Annotated in this window: 13 protein-coding genes; 8 read left to right on the plus strand and 5 right to left on the minus strand. The window is 52.1% G+C overall.

Features of this window, described 5'->3' with window-relative positions:
* Positions 1-13 precede the first annotated feature (13 nt).
* Positions 14-4,261 (minus strand): PVC-type heme-binding CxxCH protein, encoded by a 4,248-nt coding sequence (locus ACN0YH_RS18160; protein ID WP_417380998.1) that lies wholly within the window; start codon positions 4,259-4,261, stop codon positions 14-16.
* A gap of 67 nt (positions 4,262-4,328) precedes the next feature.
* Complete coding sequence (locus ACN0YH_RS18165; protein ID WP_417380999.1) at positions 4,329-5,600, minus strand: SGNH/GDSL hydrolase family protein; 1,272 nt, start codon at positions 5,598-5,600, stop codon at positions 4,329-4,331.
* A gap of 212 nt (positions 5,601-5,812) precedes the next feature.
* Between ACN0YH_RS18165 and ACN0YH_RS18170 the strand changes: the two genes are divergently transcribed.
* From ACN0YH_RS18170 to ACN0YH_RS18180, 3 genes are all read left to right on the plus strand, one after another.
* The gene (locus ACN0YH_RS18170; protein WP_417381000.1) at positions 5,813-6,754 is read left to right on the plus strand and encodes a protein-signal peptide and transmembrane prediction; all 942 of its coding nucleotides are present in this window, start codon (positions 5,813-5,815) and stop codon (positions 6,752-6,754) included.
* 72 nt (positions 6,755-6,826) lie between these two features.
* Complete coding sequence (locus tag ACN0YH_RS18175) at positions 6,827-7,378, plus strand: suppressor of fused domain protein (protein WP_417381001.1); 552 nt, start codon at positions 6,827-6,829, stop codon at positions 7,376-7,378.
* Between the two features lie 690 nt (positions 7,379-8,068).
* On the plus strand, positions 8,069-8,587 hold the full coding sequence (locus ACN0YH_RS18180) for a GNAT family N-acetyltransferase (protein ID WP_417381002.1): 519 nt from the start codon (positions 8,069-8,071) through the stop codon (positions 8,585-8,587).
* Positions 8,588-9,259: 672 nt separating this feature from the next.
* On the opposite strand, the gene ACN0YH_RS18185 is transcribed toward ACN0YH_RS18180, so the two are convergent.
* Both ACN0YH_RS18185 and ACN0YH_RS18190 read right to left on the minus strand, forming a co-directional pair.
* On the minus strand, positions 9,260-9,718 hold the full coding sequence (locus ACN0YH_RS18185) for a hypothetical protein (RefSeq protein WP_417381003.1): 459 nt from the start codon (positions 9,716-9,718) through the stop codon (positions 9,260-9,262).
* Positions 9,719-9,763: 45 nt separating this feature from the next.
* Complete coding sequence (locus tag ACN0YH_RS18190) at positions 9,764-11,278, minus strand: FAD-dependent oxidoreductase (RefSeq protein ID WP_417381004.1); 1,515 nt, start codon at positions 11,276-11,278, stop codon at positions 9,764-9,766.
* 266 nt (positions 11,279-11,544) lie between these two features.
* Here ACN0YH_RS18190 and ACN0YH_RS18195 point away from each other — a divergent pair, with 266 nt between their 5' ends.
* From ACN0YH_RS18195 to ACN0YH_RS18215, 5 genes are all read left to right on the plus strand, one after another.
* A complete protein-coding gene (locus ACN0YH_RS18195; RefSeq protein WP_417381005.1) occupies positions 11,545-13,938 on the plus strand; it encodes a PSD1 and planctomycete cytochrome C domain-containing protein in 2,394 nt (797 codons plus the stop codon).
* Positions 13,939-13,986: 48 nt separating this feature from the next.
* Complete coding sequence (locus tag ACN0YH_RS18200; protein WP_417381006.1) at positions 13,987-15,345, plus strand: DUF1501 domain-containing protein; 1,359 nt, start codon at positions 13,987-13,989, stop codon at positions 15,343-15,345.
* Between the two features lie 88 nt (positions 15,346-15,433).
* Positions 15,434-16,819, plus strand: coding sequence for a sulfatase-like hydrolase/transferase (locus tag ACN0YH_RS18205; protein ID WP_417381007.1), 1,386 nt, complete (start codon positions 15,434-15,436; stop codon positions 16,817-16,819).
* Positions 16,820-16,852: 33 nt separating this feature from the next.
* Positions 16,853-17,473, plus strand: a complete 621-nt coding sequence (locus ACN0YH_RS18210) for a DUF502 domain-containing protein (RefSeq protein WP_417381008.1) — start codon at positions 16,853-16,855, stop codon at positions 17,471-17,473.
* A 98-nt stretch (positions 17,474-17,571) separates the two neighbouring features.
* The gene (locus ACN0YH_RS18215) at positions 17,572-18,477 is read left to right on the plus strand and encodes a metallophosphoesterase (protein WP_417381009.1); all 906 of its coding nucleotides are present in this window, start codon (positions 17,572-17,574) and stop codon (positions 18,475-18,477) included.
* Between the two features lie 26 nt (positions 18,478-18,503).
* On the opposite strand, the gene ACN0YH_RS18220 is transcribed toward ACN0YH_RS18215, so the two are convergent.
* Positions 18,504-19,835 (minus strand): Trx7/PDZ domain-containing (seleno)protein, encoded by a 1,332-nt coding sequence (locus ACN0YH_RS18220; RefSeq protein WP_417381010.1) that lies wholly within the window; start codon positions 19,833-19,835, stop codon positions 18,504-18,506.
* Positions 19,836-19,868: the final 33 nt, after the last annotated feature.

A 19,868-nucleotide genomic window follows, 5' to 3' on the forward strand; every position in this document is an offset into this window, starting at 1 on the left:
TGCCACACAACCCTCAAGGGCCGCCCACAACTTTGAAGCGGCCCTCGGGGGGTTGACTGGCTCTCTGAAATTCTACCCGCAATCCCAGATCACCGCGCAAGCTGCGATCTACTTCGAATGTCAACTGATTTCGACCGGTCGGCAAAACCAGTGTCGTTAATGCTTCGACCGGAAGTGGTATCCCGTTCTGCCAGACTTTGAGCCCTTTGACCGAATTCAATTTCAACTGAACGTTGCCTGCTTGATTGACATCTACAAAAGCAATCGCCTGGGTCAGTGGTTTTTCCAGATTCAGATCTGCAGCCGGTAGCATACCACTCACCATGCTGTATGCAGCGACTCCCGAATCATTCAGTGTTTTGAATTCCTGGATCTGTTCTGCAGTCAAAGGCTCATCCGCCCCACGCAGTCGCCAGCGTCGCACCACCTGGGCCACACTCGTGGCATAAGGACCAGGACGCCCCAGTTCTGTCACGAACTTCACCAAGTCCAGAAACTCCTGGCGGTTTTTTAATTTGCTCGCCAGCCCCTGCGGCATCAATGATGGCAGCTTCTTTGTAAATTCGATCTGTTCCGCGGGAATCGTCACCAGTGCTCCCTGACGGACCGCATCTTTGAGCACGACTTTCTTATCATCGTGTACCACCATAATTCCGTTGTACACGCGGCCCTCATCCGTCACGACCATGATGCTTTCATAGAATTCTTTGATCACCTTCGATGGTCGCAGAAACGAATCTACAATATAGTCCGGCGGTGAACTCGAACCGATGGCAGCCAGATCTGGTCCGAGAACCGGACCCGCATTCGAGATACTGTGGCACTTCATGCACGCCAGTTCGCTGCGGCGGAAGATCTGCTCACCCCGCGCTGCATCTCCTTCTTCACGAACAGCTGTCGCCAGTTCCAATACGTTTTCTTTCAACAGCTGTGCTTCCAGGGAACCCTGCATGACAGCTCCACCAAACGCCTCAATCAGCGACTGACTGGTTTCGCCCGTTTCGATCAGAGCCTGTCTGATTTGTGATGCTACCCGCGGATGCAGTGAAGCCGTCTTCAATTCCTCCGTCAGAATTTCCACTCTCCCTTTGCGAAGGGTGAAAGCCGTTAAAACCCAGGCAGGATTCTCCTCGTGAGGATCATTCTTCAGAATTGCCGGTAACAATGCTGCCGCCTCTTTCTGATCATGAGCCGCTAGTCCATAAACACCCAGCAGTCGCTGACTCATCGGCTTCTTCGATTCAGCCAGCGCCTTCAGAAACTTCAGCGAAGCCGAATCTCCGAGCATCCCCAGTGATTCCGCTGCCAGCTGTTTGACTTCGAAATCCGTCTCCGCCTTATTGATCTCACGCTGTAAACGTTTTCCTTCCCGTGTCAGTTTCCAGGATCCGACCAATCGGGCTACTGATTTCTGCACCGGTAAACCCGGTACCACGGCTGAGCGACTGAGCATCGAGCCGATATTTCCATTGGGAATCACTCCCCGTTCCCGGGCCGCCCGATCAAGGGCGTTCAGTAAAATACTCAATGCTTCCGGGGAAATCCCTTTCCCCCCCTGTGTTTTATATTCACGCGTCACTTCCAACAGACTCAATACCAGCGGTTCCAGTTGATTGGCATTCGCTCGCTCTGCGACCGTCTGAGCCGGACCCTGTAAAAGTTCAGCATCAATACTGCCCGCGTTTAACAGATCAATAATTACATCAATCGATTCATTCGAAAGTAGATTCGCCAACGCGTAATTTTGGTGGGCTGATTTTTCAAACTTCAATTTCCCCTGGCGTTGAGGTTCCAGCCACTGCGACTGCAAACCATCAATCGTCAACTTCAACGCGTGTTCCAGATAGCGGTCCATAGGAGCATCGATCGCCTTGACGGCAATCGTTACCGAATGTGGATCAGGAATATAACCAGCTGTCAGAACTGCTTCTAACCGTACGCGCGGATGCGGATCGTGGATCGCCGTCTCAACCAGTTCCAGCGGTTTTTTAATATTTGGATACCAATACCTCAGCACCCGCATGGCGGCAGCGCGGGCCCGGGCATCCTTTGCCTGCAGGAGCTCACGCAGGAGTTCTTCATTCACAACGCCAATCGTCTGGTAACACCAGAGTACTTCCAGCCGATGATGATCATAATTTGGTTCCTGCGGAACCAGGGTCAGCAACCATTCATCCAGAGCCTGCTTCGCCTGCTGCTGATCGGCATCGTACAATACGCGTTTCACCTGCTGCCGGGTAAAGCTTTCCGGATCACGCAAATGGGAAACGACTTTCGCGAGAGGCACTTCCGTCAGTTGCGGACGTTCCACCAGAGGACGTGTTTTATGCGTCACCCTCCAGACGCGGCCATGTGTGGTATCGCGGCGTTCGTCACGAAAGCTGTGCTGCATATGACCGATCAACGGATTGTACCAGTCCAGAATATACGCAGCGCCATCCGGTCCCATCTTCAAGTCAACGGGTCGAAAATAAGAACTGCTCGACTGAATCAACGGATCCAGCCCCTTAATCGTAAAGCCAGCGCCATCATCTGATACCTCATAACGGGCCATCACATGCGACTTGTACTGATTAGTCCAGATTTCTCCCTGGACTTCCGGTGGGAAATGTCTGCTGGACACAAACTCGCCGCCACACTGCTTGGTTCCTTCACCGCTGGCATCATATCCCAGCTTAGCACGACTGTTCGCAGTGAGTGGTGCAGTAAAATATAGCCGTGGGTTATCAATCACAAACGATTGCCCCCAGTCATCGAACATATGGCCCCACGGATTCGAAGCGCGATAGTCGGCGAACACATTCAACTTAAGTGTACGTGGTTGAAACTGAAACACGCCCCCGTTTTCCAGACGGACAGTTCCATAAGGCGTCTCCACTTGCGTATGCATGAAGGTTCCCTCCTGGAAGTACAGCCAGCCTCCCGGCCCCCAGCGCCAGGCACTGATCGAGTGATGATTGTCCTCTGTCGCAAACCCGGTGAGAATGACTTCACGATGGTCGGCTTTCCCGTCGCCATTCGTATCTTTCAAAAACAGCAGGTCAGGGGCATTCGCAACATATACACCCCCATCTCCCAACTCCAGTCCCGTGGGAACATAAAGCCCTTCTGCGAAGACCGTCGACTTGTCCGCGCGCCCGTCTCCATCGGTATCTTCCAGAATCACGATCTGGTCGTTCGGCTTCTCACCAGGAGAAACCTGTGGATACGAGGTCGAACAGATTACCCACAGTCGGCCCTGCGGATCCCACGTCATATGAATGGGATTAACCAGCATCGGTTCGGCTGCGAACAGATTCACCTCGTATCCAGGCAACATCTCAAATGTTTTCCGTTCCGCTTCCGGAGAATGATCCTGTGTCAGTTCGAACGGCCGTTTCAGGTTGGGAGCCGAATTCGCGACTGCCATTCGTTCGGGAGTCGTCCCTACCGGTTTCTCCAGACACCAGTGGACCGCGTTAATCAACAATCGATTAAAGGCATCCAGGCCAAACGATCTTTCGTGGCCCAGCGTTGTCGTAAACACCCGGCTGCCCCATTCGTTTTTCCACGTCCAGGCCACGGGAAAACTCATCTCGCCGGTCAGCTCATAGGTGCCAAACTGATTCTTGAAGATCCCCTTCCGTTTCGAATTACCGGTCCCCCGAAGTAAGGGGGTTGCATCGGCCGGGGGGCGGGCCTGATATAAAGTCCCGGGATCAAGAAACCTCGCAGCAACACCATTCAATATTTCATGATCACGGTGCTCCAGCACATGGTCGACCACGGTTTCCCCCAACACGTCAAACAGGAATTCAGACCCCAGCACCCGCTTACCAAAACCCTGGTTCCACTCTTCAAGCGGATGCCCCTTCTGGTAATCAAACGCATGCGTACTGGTCCGTAATCCGATCAGCGGTTTTCCGGACTCAATATAGTCCTGCAGATGTGAAAACTCACCTGGTGCCAACCGCTGAAATCGCAGGTAAAACACAGCAACATCCGCTTTTTTTAACACCTCTAATCCGGTAACTTCTTCGCGTAGATATTTCTTCTCACCTGTTTTCTCGGGGAGCAGAACCGTCGTTTTGAAACCATACTGTTCCAGCCGTTTCGCAAATGCGGGAATTGTTTTGCGAGGCAAATTATGTGTGGTCCCCACCACAAACACCACGTGTGGCTGTTCCTGCTCCGCGGCACCACAGGGTGGTTCATTCCAAAACAGGACACTCACCATTGATATCGCAACAGTTAAATTCGGCAGGATTGATCGTGGAAACATATTTCGCTCTGATATCTGATAAGATTTAATCATTAAATGGAGAAGCAGTTTTCAAACATAAAGCTGGCTAGTCTATCCGGAACAGTCCCCACTTCGTTTTATCCAACGGGCGTGCCTGGGATTGAATGGTCGCTTCACGGGCTTCAATCAGTTTGCCGAACGTCTCCATTTCCGGTGGAAAAGAAACCGCGCCGAACGGCTTAGTGCGACGCCCGAAGACATATTCAGCATTGTGCGCCCGATAGACATAGAAGAACAGTTCATTCTTCCTATCAATGTCTGCTCGCAGATCATTGACTTGTCCTTGTGAAGGTAGATTCAACAACAGCAGCCCCCGAGACCAGTCGGAGTGTCGGGCCTCTGTCACCGGCGTTCCATTCACCAGCAGTCGATACTTCCCTTCAGGCAGATTTTTAACCGTCAGTCGAGGCTGCTTTTCCAGTAACTCGCTATCTGGAATCGAAACTTTTGGTGGAGCAGGTAGCGGCAATGTTTCAGCCTGAAGAGTAAACTCGATCTGATCAGGTTGAAACTTCGAATCACTGACCTTCGCATGGGTTGCCTGGATCTGTTTCTGTGCGACGTCAATCACAACTAACGGGCTCTCGAGTTTCTGCCCCAGTAACTGTTCTGCCACGAAATGACTCATTGCCCAGTAACCATATTCATTGAGATGGATTCCGTTTCGTGTCAGTTTCTGTGAAACATTTTTCTGCATCATTTTTTTCGATCTGGAATACAGGTCCACGACTGGAATCTGATGTCGCTTCGCAACAGACTGCATTGCCTGCGTGTATTTTGCCAGACTCTGGTTATGTTCGGCCGGGTCCGGCAATGGTGGCCCCATATTTTCATGGGCGATCGGAGAAATGATGACCACCCGCGGAGCCGATTTGCCATTATATTTTTGAGAAGCCAGATGTTTCAGAAACTCTTCCCACGCCTCAGTATACTCGGCCAGTCCCGCATCTCCGTCGAACGACTCATTCATTCCAAAACAGGCGATGATCACATCAGCCTGCTGTGCTTTCAGATGATCATCCAGCGATCCAAAATTTAAAGGGCGCGGCATCAGCTTCAATGCATCGCCCGACCACGCCAGATTCCGGAACGTCAGCCCCGGGGCAGCTGACTGTGATGTCAACACTGTCTCCAGATAATTATTCAGTCTGAGCTGATCGGCAAATGTATTTCCGATCAATACAATCCGATCTCCCGTTTTCAATTCCAGGGAAGCGGGCGGATTTTGTCCAGGAAAATTCACGGCGAAAACGTTCGCGGGTAAAAAAACTACCGAACTGATCAGGATGAATAAAAAAGCACAAAGACGTATAAGCATAAAATCGAATCCCGATATCTGGTCTGTGACTTCCATAACGGTCGAGGCGTTGTTCCTTTATTATGCGATCACGTCGGGGCAAAGGAAAGGTCAGCTCAAAACAGTTTCCTGCCATGCATCCGATTTCACGGCAGTTTCGCATTGAATTGGTGGACCGGTCACTTCACAATACAGATTAGACCGCTCGAAATTCTACGAGAAAAGGATTCACCATGCCGAAGTATTCGACACAACACCGACGACGTTTCCTGCAATCTATCCTCCAGAGTTGTACCGCGGGGGCGTTGCTCCCTCAAATCGGAACTCTATTGGCCGAAGAAACTGGTCGATCCTCCCGGTCCATTCCAGCTGTTCCCGGAAAGCTCTCCGTGACACTTCGCAAAAGAAGCAAGGAAAAAGATGCGGCAGCAAAAACCGAACAGACCGAGTGGAACGCTTCGGAAACCGCGATTATCATCTGCGACATGTGGGCCGATCATCCCTGTAAACTGGCGGCACAGCGTGTGGATCGCATGGCACCTCGTATGAACGAAGTGATCTCGAAAGCCCGCGATCAGGGCGTCGCCATCATTCATGCCCCCAGCGGCGGGATTCAACTCTATGAAGAAACGCCTTTCCGCCAGCGCATTAAAGAAGCCAGACCTTCAAAGCCACCCGTCCCCATTCAAAGCTGGTGTTATCTCAACCCGGAGAAAGAACCACCACTGCCCGTGGATGACACCGTGAAACGATCTACTGAATCCAGTTTACGGGGCTGTGACGACCCGATAGCCGACTACAAAAAAAATACCGACCGCCACGAACACCCGGCGATCAAAATCGTCGGTTACGATGTCATCAGCGCCAATGGTCAGGAGATCTACAATTTCCTCGAACAGGAACAGCGGAAGAACATTGTGATCATGGGCGTGCACACCAACATGTGTGTCCTCGGCCGTCCCTTCGGGATTCGTCAATTGAGATACCTCGATAAAAATGTCGTGCTCTGTAGAGATCTGACCGATGCACTCTACGATCCCCGTGACCGCCCCTACGTCAGCCACGCGCGAGGTACGGAAATGATTATCGAACACATCGAGCGTCACTGGTGCCCTTCAATTCTCGGTAAAGATCTCACAAAGGTGATCCCCGGCTCCAACAACCCGGACAGTTAAAGTTCAGGCAGATTTATCTAATATTCAGACTCGTACTCACTATTAATCCCACTTCTCAGGACTTGCAATCTCATGGACGAATTTGAACAACAGTGGCAAAACGCACTTGAAGAACGTTTTGGCGAGATCAACGAAGTCGCCGAAGTACAGGCAGAAGACCATCTCCCCACTATCAAGATCTTTTACTTTGAAGATCTGCCGGAAGAAGGAACTCTTACCGCCGTCACCTGCGGTCTGTCCAACGCCTCACACCCTGACTGGAAACATGGGAAACCAGAATTGATCGTCTCGCTGGACACCACCGACAAGAGCTGGGGTTTTGCAGCCGGCTATTTTGCCTCAGGTTTTTTTAACGAAAAACGATTCTCCTACGGCGACATTTTTCAGGTCGACGACCCGATTTCAGAGGAAAGCGAAATGAGCGCCTATCTGGTGTTCGCCCCCTCTTTTCTAAATCAGGATGAGGCGACTTTTGAACTACCCGATCGCACCATTCATCTTGCAGGCATGTATCCTCTCTTTGCCTCGGAAATTGACCTGTATGACAAAATCGGCCTGAAAGAGTTTTGGCACTCGGAAGGCTTTGATATGTATAATTCAAAACGAACTCCCATCGCCGGCTGAATACAGGCATTTCTAATCACTGATGTTCAATCTTTCTCTGCCCACTTCCTCGCTGCTCAAGTTCAGCTTGACAGCCACGCGTCGCTGATGAAACTCCCTGAACTGCGTCGCGCGCGCGAGTCAAATTTCAGGTTAGTGAAAACACATGAACCATTGCGACATCATCACTATTAAAGTCCCTCGTTTCCGTACCATTTTTAAAATCCCTGCTCATCCGATCCCCGGTTATCGACACACTTCGTTGCACCACCACGCTGCCTTCGCGAATCGATCACCATGGGATCGCAACCTTTCACAACGGTATCGCCAACCGAATTTCCGAAATCCTGCTTGACACCACCACGTCTTTGAAGATGATCCCTTCAAAGACAATGGGATCATAAAACTCAACGGCGAAAACACACTCATTCCTCACTCCTAAATCAAAAGTTTACATTAACTGTAAGTGGACTCCAGATGAACTCGCGCAGTCGTGTATTTTAATCAATCCAGATCTCAGTCACTCAAATGAACATCCGGCACTTGAATCAGTGTGTTTCTTTTTCCTGTCATTTCATGCTTTGATTGGTAGTATAAAAAACGATTCTCAACCGAACCCGTTCTACTCAATTTTCTCATACTGATAACTCCTGTTTAAATCGGTTTCATACCGCCCCGACCAGTCAGTCATTTTGATTAGAATCCAAACCCATGACATTTGATCTGCAACCCACTCTCCACGGCGAACTGCTTCGGCTACGTCCCCTACAGCCCGATGACTATGCCACCCTGTATGCTGTCGCCTCTGACCCGCTTCTCTGGGAACAGCACCCCGCTCGCACGCGCTATCAGGAACCCATATTCCAAAAGTTATTTCAGGAATCCCTGGAGTCCGGCGGTGCGTTGGTCGCCATTGATATCATCACAGACACAGTCATCGGCTCCTCGCGTTTTAACGGCTATCACCCCGAAGCATCCGAAATTGAAATCGGCTGGAGCTTTCTGGCCCGCTCCCACTGGGGCGGCCGCTATAACGGCGAAATGAAACAGCTCATGCTGCAGCACGCTTTCCGCTTTGTCAATTCTGTCATTTTCCTCATCGGCCCTGACAATATCCGCTCTCAGCGAGCCGTCGAAAAAATCGGCGCCCTCCGCGATGGGAGCCGCACCGATGGAACAGGATTTAAAAGCTGGCTCTACCGGATTCACGCCACAGAAAAATCCTCGTAAATTGCAATAAAAACAGCTGATTTTATGCCAAATCTATTTTCTTAATATTGATACAATAAAACATACTAATAATTGTTTATTTAATAAGAGCATCTATACTGAAATGTACATACTCAACTACATATGTCAAATCCTGAGCTAAAAGACATAGCTGATCTTCACTCTGTATTATTTTCATTCGAACCAAATAAAACAGATCTAACTATAAGAACTCTGCAGGCACATAAAATCCATTTTCTCTTAAATGTAAGGTGCCCCATGCTCTCGCGTGTACTCCTGCTATTGAGTTCGTTTCTGTACGGACCGCTCACTCTCTGCATTAGTCTGTTTATTTTTTTGATCGCGATTCTGTATTTAACACGGCAGGAAATAAACGTCGACATCGGCGGAAGGCCCCTGAGTTCGAGGAAAGTCAAAATCCAGCCGATGTCCGAAAATATGCGAGAGTTATTGGAGCTTTCAGGAAAAACTGGCTGGAAAAAAGATCCTGAGATCAGAGCCAGGGTCATGGAATTAAGCAAATCGATTGAAGTAAATAAGGCTCTGTCCGAGACTGCCGAAAAGCAGCCGAAAGCGGTGCTGATCGCCCCCAGAGATTGATCACCCCGGTTCATTGGGAGTAAACAGACACTGAAGATGCCCCGCTGAGTACTCGATACCCGGCAGCTTTTCTCAATCGCGCGTCCGCATCTGATACTCCACTTTTTCTGCGATCACAAACCCATCCAGGCCAGAGATCCCCCTCACCCGATACGCTTTGAGTCCCCGCTCTTCCCAATGCCGTTCCAGTTCCGTAAGTGTTTCATAGGAACGGAGCGGCCAACCATGATTTTTTCGTTTGAGAAACAGCCACTCCCACTCAGACAGCAATGACCGGATGGTAGTGCATTCCACATCAAACAGAATACTGGGAGCGACGATATCGTTGAAATAATGTGCGCTCACTCCGGTAAATCGCAGATCAGTCTGTTCTTTCCGCTGATTCATTTCCTGATAGAGTGTCTTCAGAATAAGTGTCCCCTGTTCCAGATCAATCGATAGCGCCGTCACAAAGTTGTCGTGTACCGAAGGAACTTCCATTCCCTGAGATGGAACAATCTGACATTCCTGCCACTCTGAAAATTCATCCATTTTCTGCTCCTTATCCCGATACTCCCACCATGCCCACTACACACTTTAATTGAGTTCTTTCCCCAGCTTTTCACCCACCAGTCTACCGCTGGTGATCGCCCAGGCGATGTGCAGCCCATGTCCCCACAGTACCTGGCCTCCCATGCCGTTACTGCCGATCGCATACAAACCGGGAATGGGTTGCCCACTTTCATTCAGCGCCTGCAGTCCCGCATTAATCGCCACACCCCCTTCGGTGGTCGTAAAATACGCTTTCGCCGGTCCCAGCAATACCCAGCGTTTTCCTGCCAGAGGACATGCATCACCGGTTCGGCCAAACGAGTCTGACTGCTCCCCGCTAACGTAATGATTAAACTGTTGCGCTGCTCCTTTCATATTTGACGCGTTTAATCCCCGCTGTTCTGCGACGGCTTCCAGCGAATCTGCCGCCACACTCACATCCGGGCGCAGTCTGAGATAATCATCCACGTAAGCATACGCAATTTGCGGCGCGGTCGAAATAAAGTAAGGCCACTGGCTGTAATGCGCGGCGATCCGTTCGTCCAATAAAATATAAGCGGCTTTTCCCGGCTGCTCAGAAATCGCGATCTCGCGGGCAGGAGAATCGGTCTCATTACAGAAGCGGCAACCATCTGTATTCACCAGTATCGCGCCATCTTCAAACAGCGAATTCTCCGGATGCTGCCACGTTAACAACAGTCGTTTGATCCGCCAGTTGATCACCGCCTGCGGCAGTAAAGGCACCAGTTGCCCCAGCAGCTTTGAGAAAACACCACTGGTTGGCAGCAGTTGTTCGAAGGGATCTCCCGGCGGCGGGACAAACCGCAGTTCCGGTCCATAGGTGATCTCCATATTCAGCAGTCGCGCCCCCACCCGCTCTGCCAGCAGATGCCCGTCGCCGCACGCCTTGGGGTTCACCCCCTCAATCGTTTTAAACCGGTCCCCTTTGAACCGCCCGATCATCTCCGGCGCACTGGAATAATCGCCAGCCGCCAGCACCACCCCCCGCTGCGCGGTGATCGCCGTTCGCGTCCCCTCAATTTCCGCAACGACTCCGGTAATCCGCGTTCCGTCAGAGACCAGTTCCACTGCTGGCGCACTGCAGACTATCGTTCCCTTCAATCGGATGATCCTCGCCTGAAAGGCAGCAATATACGCTTTCGCGTTTGGCACAATATTATGCATACGAGGCACCCGGTTCGGCGGTTCCGGATTGGGTCCATGAAAATACAGGCCCATGCCCCGCAGCCATTCCAGCGTCTCCGCAGTCTCCCCTAGAAAAAACCGCCGCAGTTCACTGTTGTTATGCGTTTCAACTTCCGCAGCCGCAAACCTGCTGGCATCTTCCTCGTGATCATCCGCGTTATCGTTCACACCCGCATCACGCTGCAAACTCGTTCCGTTCGCGGTAAACGAGCCGATGGCCATCCCCGTCGTGCCCCCCAGTTGAGGCTGCTTCTCCAGCACCAGTACGCGTGCCCCCTGCTCCAGTGCCCGCACTGCCGCCGCCAGTCCACTGCCACCACCGCCAACGATAATTACGTCATAGATTGTTAACACGCTGTTCACTCTCTGTCAGTAGCCATTTTCATTTCGCAACAGATCACAATCCTATCAAAACAGCAGATCACATCAATCAGGTAAAGCTGAGCGATTAAGACTTTATCAAGCCCTGCTCACAAAAGTCTGTCGTTTTACTCTCCTACAAGCCGAAAGAAACTTAAGGTTGTTGACTTAAACACATCAACCAAGTATGATCTATCCTTGTTCACTACATCTTACCTGAACGCGTACGACTTCTCCTACCTGCATAGAATCTGTCGGCCATGCGTAAGCTCACCACCCTGATTTCTGCCACCTGCTGGTTTCTCGCGATCACGTTCTACACGGTTCCCCCTGTATTATCAGCCAGTAAATCAGTAAAGAAGCCCGTTCACGCGAAGATGAATCCCGCGCAACGGGCCTTTTTCGAAAACAAAATCCGCCCCGTCCTCGTTAAGAAGTGTTACTCCTGCCATTCTGCCAAATCAGAAGAGCTCGGTGGCAAACTCCGCATGGATACCCGCGACGGCATGCGCGAAGGAGGCGAATCAGGACCGGCTTTTGTCGAAGGACGTCCTAATGAAAGCCTGTTAATCCAGGCACTCCGCTATGACGGCCTGGAGATGCCTCCCAGCGAACCACTGCCGGCAGCAGTCATCACTGACTTCGTCAAATGGGTGGAAATGGGGGTACCCGATCCCCGCAGTGATCTCCCTCTCATTGCGAAAAAACCGAACATCGTTTCTGCCTCTGCTGATCCTGCGCTCTGGTCCTTTCAACCGATCACAAATCCCGAACTCCCCGCCATACAGAATCAACACTGGAGCGTTGATCCGCTCGATCAGTTTGTTCTCGCCCGCATCGAAGCTGCTGGCCTGAAGCCCACATACGATGCAGCGCCAAAACAACTGGTAAGACGGTTATATTATGACCTGATCGGTCTGCCCCCCACGCTGGAGCAGGTCGAAGCCTTCCTGGACGACTATCAGCGTCGACAACAGGCCGCCGTAAACACCCTGGTGGATCAGCTCCTGAACTCACCACATTTCGGCGAACGCTGGGGACGCCACTGGCTCGACGTAGCCCGCTACGGTGAATCGAACGGGAATGACGGTCTCAGTCGCAATCCGACCTTCCCGCATGCCTGGCGGTATCGTGATTATGTAATCCAGGCGTTCAACAATGATATTCCTTATGATCGTTTTCTGACCGAACAGATCGCCGGCGATTTGCTTCCTGCAGAGAATCCTGCAGAGCGCGACCGCCTGCTGATCGCCACAGGCTTTCTGGCCCTCGGTTCCAAACCCGCCAAAGCCATGAATGTCAACTTTGATATGGATGTGGTCAACGACCAGATTGATGTTGTCAGCACTGGTGTCATGGGGCTCAGTGTCGCCTGTGCCCGCTGTCACGATCACAAACACGATCCCATTCCCACCAGCGACTACTACGCCATGGCAGGCATCTTCCTCAGTACCGAAACCATGTGGGGCGCCGCCGGTCATCAACCGTTAACCGCGCCGGAAACCCCCCTGCATGTTCTGAAAGCGAAACACCACTATGTCGCGCCGCCGGACAGCGGTGCCAAGCCGGTCTTGAACAAACGTGTTCAAGCAAGAAAAAAGAAACCAAAATACGTTTATCCCGCCGGAACACCGCTGGCGATGGGCGTGCGTGAAAAGAAAAAACCGACAGATTGTAAAATCAACATCAAAGGGGAATCCAAAAAACTGGGTCCCAGTGCGCCCCGAGGCTTCCTGACTGCCTGTAACATGACGTCATCACCAAAAATCGATGCCTCACAAAGTGGTCGCCTGCAGCTGGCAGAATGGCTCACCTCTGACGATCATCCTCAGACCTCCCGCGTGATGGTGAACCGCATCTGGCTGCATCTGTTCGGTCACGCGCTCGTTCGCACTCCCGATGATTTTGGCGTGTACGGAGAACGTCCCACGCATCCGGAACTGCTCGATCATCTGGCAACCCGCTTCCGCCGTGAAGGCTGGTCGATCAAACAGCTGATTCGCAGCATCGTCCTCAGCCGCACCTATCAGCAGAGCAGCTTCTGTGAAGCCGACGTGCGGGATGCCGACCCGGAAAATAAGCTCCTCTGTCGCCACAATCGACGCCGCCTCGATGCCGAATCCCTCCGGGACAGTATCCTCGCAGCCAGCGGTCAGCTCAACCCGAACCCCGGCCTGGGCTCTTCTATCGCCAATGTAGACGAACTCGTCAATACCGCGGGTAACCTGCATCTGCCTTCAAACCATCGCAGTATCTATCTCTGCATGTTACGTCATTCCGAACCAACCCAGTTAGCCGCCTTTGATCTGCCCGATTCCACAAAACCCGTCGGCCAGCGCAATGAAACCACACTGCCTACCCAAAGTCTGTTTCTGCTCAACAGCGATTTTCTGATTGAGCAGTCACAGGCTTTTGCCCGGAATATCCTGAGCGATCCAAATATAATTGAAACGGAACGCATCAATCTGGTCTATCAACGGGCCTTAAATCGCGTCCCCGAATCTCCCGAACTGCAACGGGCGCTGACACTCCTGCAGGATCTCGATCAAAGTCTGAAAACAAAAATATCACAAACAGAACAGAGGCAGCTCACCGTCTGGTCCACACTCTGCCAGGCATTATTGACCACCAACGAATTTCGCTACGTCGATTAAGAATAGAACCCACACAGTAAACACGATCACAACCAGGGGAACGACCTCATGCCCGAAATATCACGACGCGAAATACTACGTTCAGCTTCCTGTGGCTTCGGCTACCTCGCTCTGTCTGCTCTCTGTGGTCAGACAGCAGATGCCCGTGAATCGATGGCGACTGCCAGCCTGTCTGCCCGCGCCCCGCAACTTCCAGCACGAGCCAAACGTGTGATCTTCCTCTGCATGAGCGGTGGCCCCGCACAACTGGATACATTTGATTATAAACCGCAGACCGGTAAAAAAAAGCATCCTGGCTCTGTCTTCAATTTCGCGCAACACGGCGAAAGCGGACTCTGGATTTCCGAACTGCTCCCCGAAACGGCAAAGCACGCCGACAAACTTTGTGTTCTGAATGGCATGCACGCGGACATCACCAACCACGCGCAGTCGTTTCTGCAACTGCACACCGGCGATCGACTGCGGCCCCGCCCCAGCCTGGGTTCCTGGATCCTGTATGGACTGGGAACAGAAAATCAGAATGTACCCGGTTTTATCAGTCTGTATCCCAAAAAGCCCTCCGTTTATTCCAGTGCGTTTCTGCCTCCCGTTTACGAAGGGACCCCAATCGGACTCAACACGACCAACATGTCTACCGCAAGTATTGGCAACATTCAAAGCGATCATCTGCCCACACATGTCAAGCGCCGCCAGCTCGACTTCGTGCAGTCGATGAACCGCGAACACGCCACTCTGCGGCCCGAGGATGCCCGCCTCGACGCCGTGATCCAGTCGATGGAACTGGGGTTCCGCATGCAGATGGCGGCGCCCGAACTGCTCGACCTGAGCCAGGAAACGAAATCAACGCTCGAACGCTATCGCGTCGGACAGGGCAAAACTGCAGGTACCTGTAAAGACTCCGACTTTGGTCGCCAGTGTTTGTTGGCACGTCGCTTTGCCGAAGCGGGTGTACGTTTTATTGAAGTCAATCATGGCAGCTGGGATCAGCACAAAAACCATCGTGCCGACCTGACAGCAAACTGCGAATCAACGGATGCTCCCATTGCCGCCCTGCTGGAAGATCTCGAACAACGGGGCCTGCTTGAGGAAACACTGGTCGTCTGGGGGGGGGAATTCGGTCGCCCCGGTCTTGTTCCCGAAACCAAAAAAGACGAGACTGGACACAATGCCCGTGGCTTCACGTTCTGGATGGCCGGCGGAGGCATCAAACGCGGACTGGCTTACGGAAAAACCGATCCCACCGGCGCCCGGGCCATTGAAGGCAAAGTCCATTTTCGCGATCTGCACGCTACCATCCTGCACCAGTTGGGACTGCAGCATGACAGGCTGACCTTCCACCAGGGCAACCGCGAATTCCGCCTGACCGGCACCGAAGGCGGGAGCGTCGTGCACGACATCATTGCCTGACAGACGCTTTTCATGCACAATAGTGAGTGACTACACTACGAATCTCTTTCGTCCTCTGGTTGATTCAACTCACTCTGGCAGGAATCCGATGTTGCATACTCCCCGTCGCTCAATTCCAATACTGATTTTATCTCTGTTTGCAATCTACTCTCAGTTGCAGGCGTCGGAACGACCGAACGTTCTGATTATTTTCACTGACGATCAGGGCATCAACGATGTCGGCTGTTACGGCAGTGAAATCCCGACCCCCAATATCGATCAACTGGCAAAAGAAGGATTACTGTTTCGCCAGTACTATTCTGCGTCTGCGATCTGTACCCCCTCCCGCTTTGGAATCCTCACAGGCCGCAACCCGATACGCTCGCAGGATCAACTGCTGGGAGCATTGATGTTTATGAGCGAGATTGATCAAAATCGCGGTATTCAACCAGCCGAAACAACTATCGCAGAAGTCCTGCAGCAGAACGGCTATCAGACCGCCCTGATCGGTAAATGGCATCTGGGGCATGGCACGAATTCCTTCCTGCCGACCTCGCATGGCTTTGACCTGTTTCGCGGACATACCGGAGGCTGCATCGATTACTTTACCATGACCTACGGTAATATCCCCGACTGGTATCACAACCAGCGTCATGTCTCCGAGAATGGATACGCCACCGATCTCATTACTGAAGAAGCCGAACATTTTCTGAAAGATCAACAGACGACAGACAAACCATTCTTTCTGTTCCTGTCCTACAATGCCCCGCATTTCGGAAAAGGCTGGTCCCCCTCCGATCAAAGCCCGGTGAATATTATGCAGGCGCGTGGCGATGATTTGAAACGGGTGGGAAACATCAAAGACAAAGTCCGCCGCGAGTTTGCTGCCATGACAGTTGCCCTGGATGATGGTATCGGACGCGTCATGTCATCACTGAAAAATAACGGGCTTGATCAGAACACGCTGGTGATTTTCATGACGGATCACGGCGGTGACTATGTCTATGGCGGCAATAACCAACCATTCAGGGGCGCGAAGGCGACACTCTTTGAAGGCGGCATTCGCGTTCCCTGTATCATTCGCTGGCCCGGTAAAATCAAAGCAGCGACCGAAACTGACGAAGTCACCTGGGCACTGGATCTGTTCCCCACCATCTGTCGGCTCACGAATGTGAAAACAGACGGATTGACTCTGGATGGAAAAGACATCTCCGGTCTGTTGACCGGCCAGTCTCCAGTTGGAACCAGGGAACTGTACTGGCAGCTCGGACCCCATGCCGAATTGAAACGCGGCCGCTGGTCTGCATTAAGACAAGGCGACTGGAAATACATCGAGGATGCAGCGGGCGCAGAATTTCTCTTCGATCTCAAAACGGATCCCTGCGAAAAACAGAACCTGATTCACACTCAGGCTGCGAAACTGGCAGAACTTCAGCAACGCCGCGATGCCCTTGTCGAAACAATGACGCCTCAGACAGAATCAACCGAACCATAAACTCACAATTTTTCCCAGCAAAGACGATCCCACATGTCACAGCACGTTAAAAAAAGTTTTGGCTTCCTGAAAACCACCGCAATCGGGGGACTGATCTTTCTATTACCATTAATTGTGATCGGTGCACTCGTCGGACAGATCGTGCCGATCGTACTCTCCATCGCCACATTCCTCTCCGTTTACATTGACGTTAAAACTCCTGCGGGCATTGCCATGCTGATTGGCCTCGCACTGGGCATCGTACTCCTGCTGTGTTTTGCCGCTGGCCTGGTAGCCCGCTGGTCCATTGGGCGCAGTCTGTCACGATTGATCGAGAAGAATCTGATCCTGCTCTTCCCCCGTTATGCCATCTACCGCGAGCAGCTGAAAGGCAGCATCGGCGGCGATCACAATAAACCGGAGATGCTGCCGGTCCTCGTTCGCCTGGATGACATGACCCGCATCGCCTTTGAAGCGGAACGCACGAACGACAAACTTGTATCCGTCTATCTTCCCGGCTCCCCCGATCCCTGGTCCGGCTGGGTCGTCTTCATGAACCCTGATCGCGTCGAACGACTGGATATCCCGTTCTCCGAGGCGCTCGGAATCTGTGAACGGATGGGGCGTGAATCACTGTATTTACTCGAATCTTCGCCAATACTTAAACAAAATTAACGGAAGTTTTGGTTTCACTCAGTCGGTGCGTCGTTTACGATATTAAGAATATATTGCTTTCATCCCACCTGAAACGATCCAACACAGGACGCCCTCCCATGCCCGTACATCTTCCCTCACAGAACCGACGTCAGTTCCTTTTCACGCTGGGTGCCGGCTTCGTCACCTGTTCCACCGGTCTGCTGGCGAAAGAACAAAGCACTCAGCAATCCGACGTTGTCTACCTCTTAAACGACACGCACATCGGCGAAAAGCATCCTCCAAAGTCGCCCATTCCCACCCATCTGCGGGAGATCGTCACTGAGCTGGTGGAACTACCTCAGAAACCAGCGTGTGTTTTGATTAATGGAGATCTCGCCCTGCGCGACGGTCAACCCGGCGACTATCGACACTTCGCCAAACTGATTCAGCCGCTGCAGGAAGCCAAAATCGATACACATCTGACGCTGGGCAATCACGATGAACGCAATGTCTTTTATGAAGTCATGCAGGAACAGCGTCCGTCTGCGCCACCTGTTAATTCGCGACATATTTCCGTCGTACAGACAAAGTATGCCAATTTCTTTCTACTTGATTCGCTGCACAAAACGATGGTCACTCAAGGTACACTCGGTAAAGAACAGCGCACCTGGCTGGCCCATGCACTTGATGCGCATGCCAACAAACCGGCGATCATTGTCACTCACCATAACCCGCGGCTCGGTGGCGACCCCCTGCATTTCCCGGGCGGGCTGACTGATTCGGAAGAACTCTGGGAATTACTGGAATCGCGGCCGCAGGTAAAAGCCTACATCCACGGGCACATTCATGATCGCGGTAACGCTCAGCATAAAGGCATCCACATTCTCAACACGCCAGCTACTTCGTATGTAGCCAACCCCGATCATTCCACAACAGGCTGGACCGTCGCGAAGCTCACGCCCCAGGGTGTCACGTTAACCACACGCACCAATATCAAAGACCATGCCTGGAATCACCAGACAAAAACACTCGCCTGGCGCTGAACCCACCAGGGGGCGGACAGTAGAACTTACTCCTGCCGGGGTAGATACATTCCTAATCGTTTTCCGTCACGTAAAACCGTCACCGGAACGGACTCACCCGCCTTCAATTTATTTACTCCATACGCCAGCAGGTCGGTCTCACGCTTCAAATCTTTTCTGCCGTCATAGGAAAGGATCAGATCCCCTTTCTGGAAACCGGCTTTTTTTGCCGCTGCATGGGCACCGTACTGCCCCAGGTGCTTGATGCGGAGCGCCATATCGGGTGATGCCATTGTCAGTCCAATCTGCTTGCGTTCCTCCCGCGACGCTTCTTCCAGCACGGCTCCTCCCAGCATCATTCGCCGTAAAGGCCAACTGCTCACGCGCCAGGAAATATCATCCTTGCGTCTCCAGCCAGGGGGGAGAGAAATGGTCAGATCAAGTTCCTGACCATCGCGATTGACACGGGCAGCCAGCTGATCTGTCTCATTCGCATGCTGCAATACCCACTGCACGTCGGCAATTGAAAGCAGAGGCTGGCCTTCCAATGAAATGATCTGATCTCCCGGTTTAAACCCGGCTTGAGCGGCGATCGAGTCTGCAGTGACTTCCTGCACCGTCGCTTTTTCCTGCGGGTCAAGAATCAGCCCCAGGATTTTGGGATGCGGATACGAAAACAGGATCTGATCGGGCAGCGGTTTCTGATCACGCAGATAATAATCACGCTGGGCATCACCAATCTGGTGACAGTGAATACAGCTTTTCACAATGTTCTGCTTCTGATTGATGCGCGACTTATACTTCCCTGCCAGGAGAGGATACTTTTCCGGCGAGGCGACCAGTGGCTTTGTTCCCTGTTTTCCAGCCAGTGAGGTCTTGCTGTTGTCGTAGTTCGCATGCAGTTCCAGTGCCCCTTTAATAGCCTTCCGCAAACCGGTAATCGAAACATCTTCCGACCACATCGTTCGATGCGAACGGGTTCCAAACCTCCCGTAAATCGTCCGGTCAGGGTTCAGCATGAAGACGGCGAACGACTGATCGTAGTCATATTGAAACAGAGACAGATCTAGTCCGTTAGTGGAAATCAGCCGCACTCGGACAAACTGATCCATCAATGGCTTCAGACTCTGATCCTGCTCCATCAACTGTTCATCCAGCTTCACGCATTCCTCACAGGGAATACAACGCAACACGACCAGAAGTGGTTTGCTTGACGCTTTTGCTGCCTGGAATCCCTGCTCCAGATCATTGTAGATCCAGTACCCGGTCGACTCCACATGGGCACGATCCTGTTTCACTTTTTCTTCGCGTGTCTGCGCAAAAGAAAGCGAAGTGAGCTGAACCAATAGCGCAGCTGTAATCAGAAAGCATTTCCACATCGCTCCGTCTCCTGACACCGGCGGGTTAAAAAG

The organism is Gimesia sp., from assembly GCF_048262075.1.
GTDB lineage: Bacteria > Planctomycetota > Planctomycetia > Planctomycetales > Planctomycetaceae > Gimesia.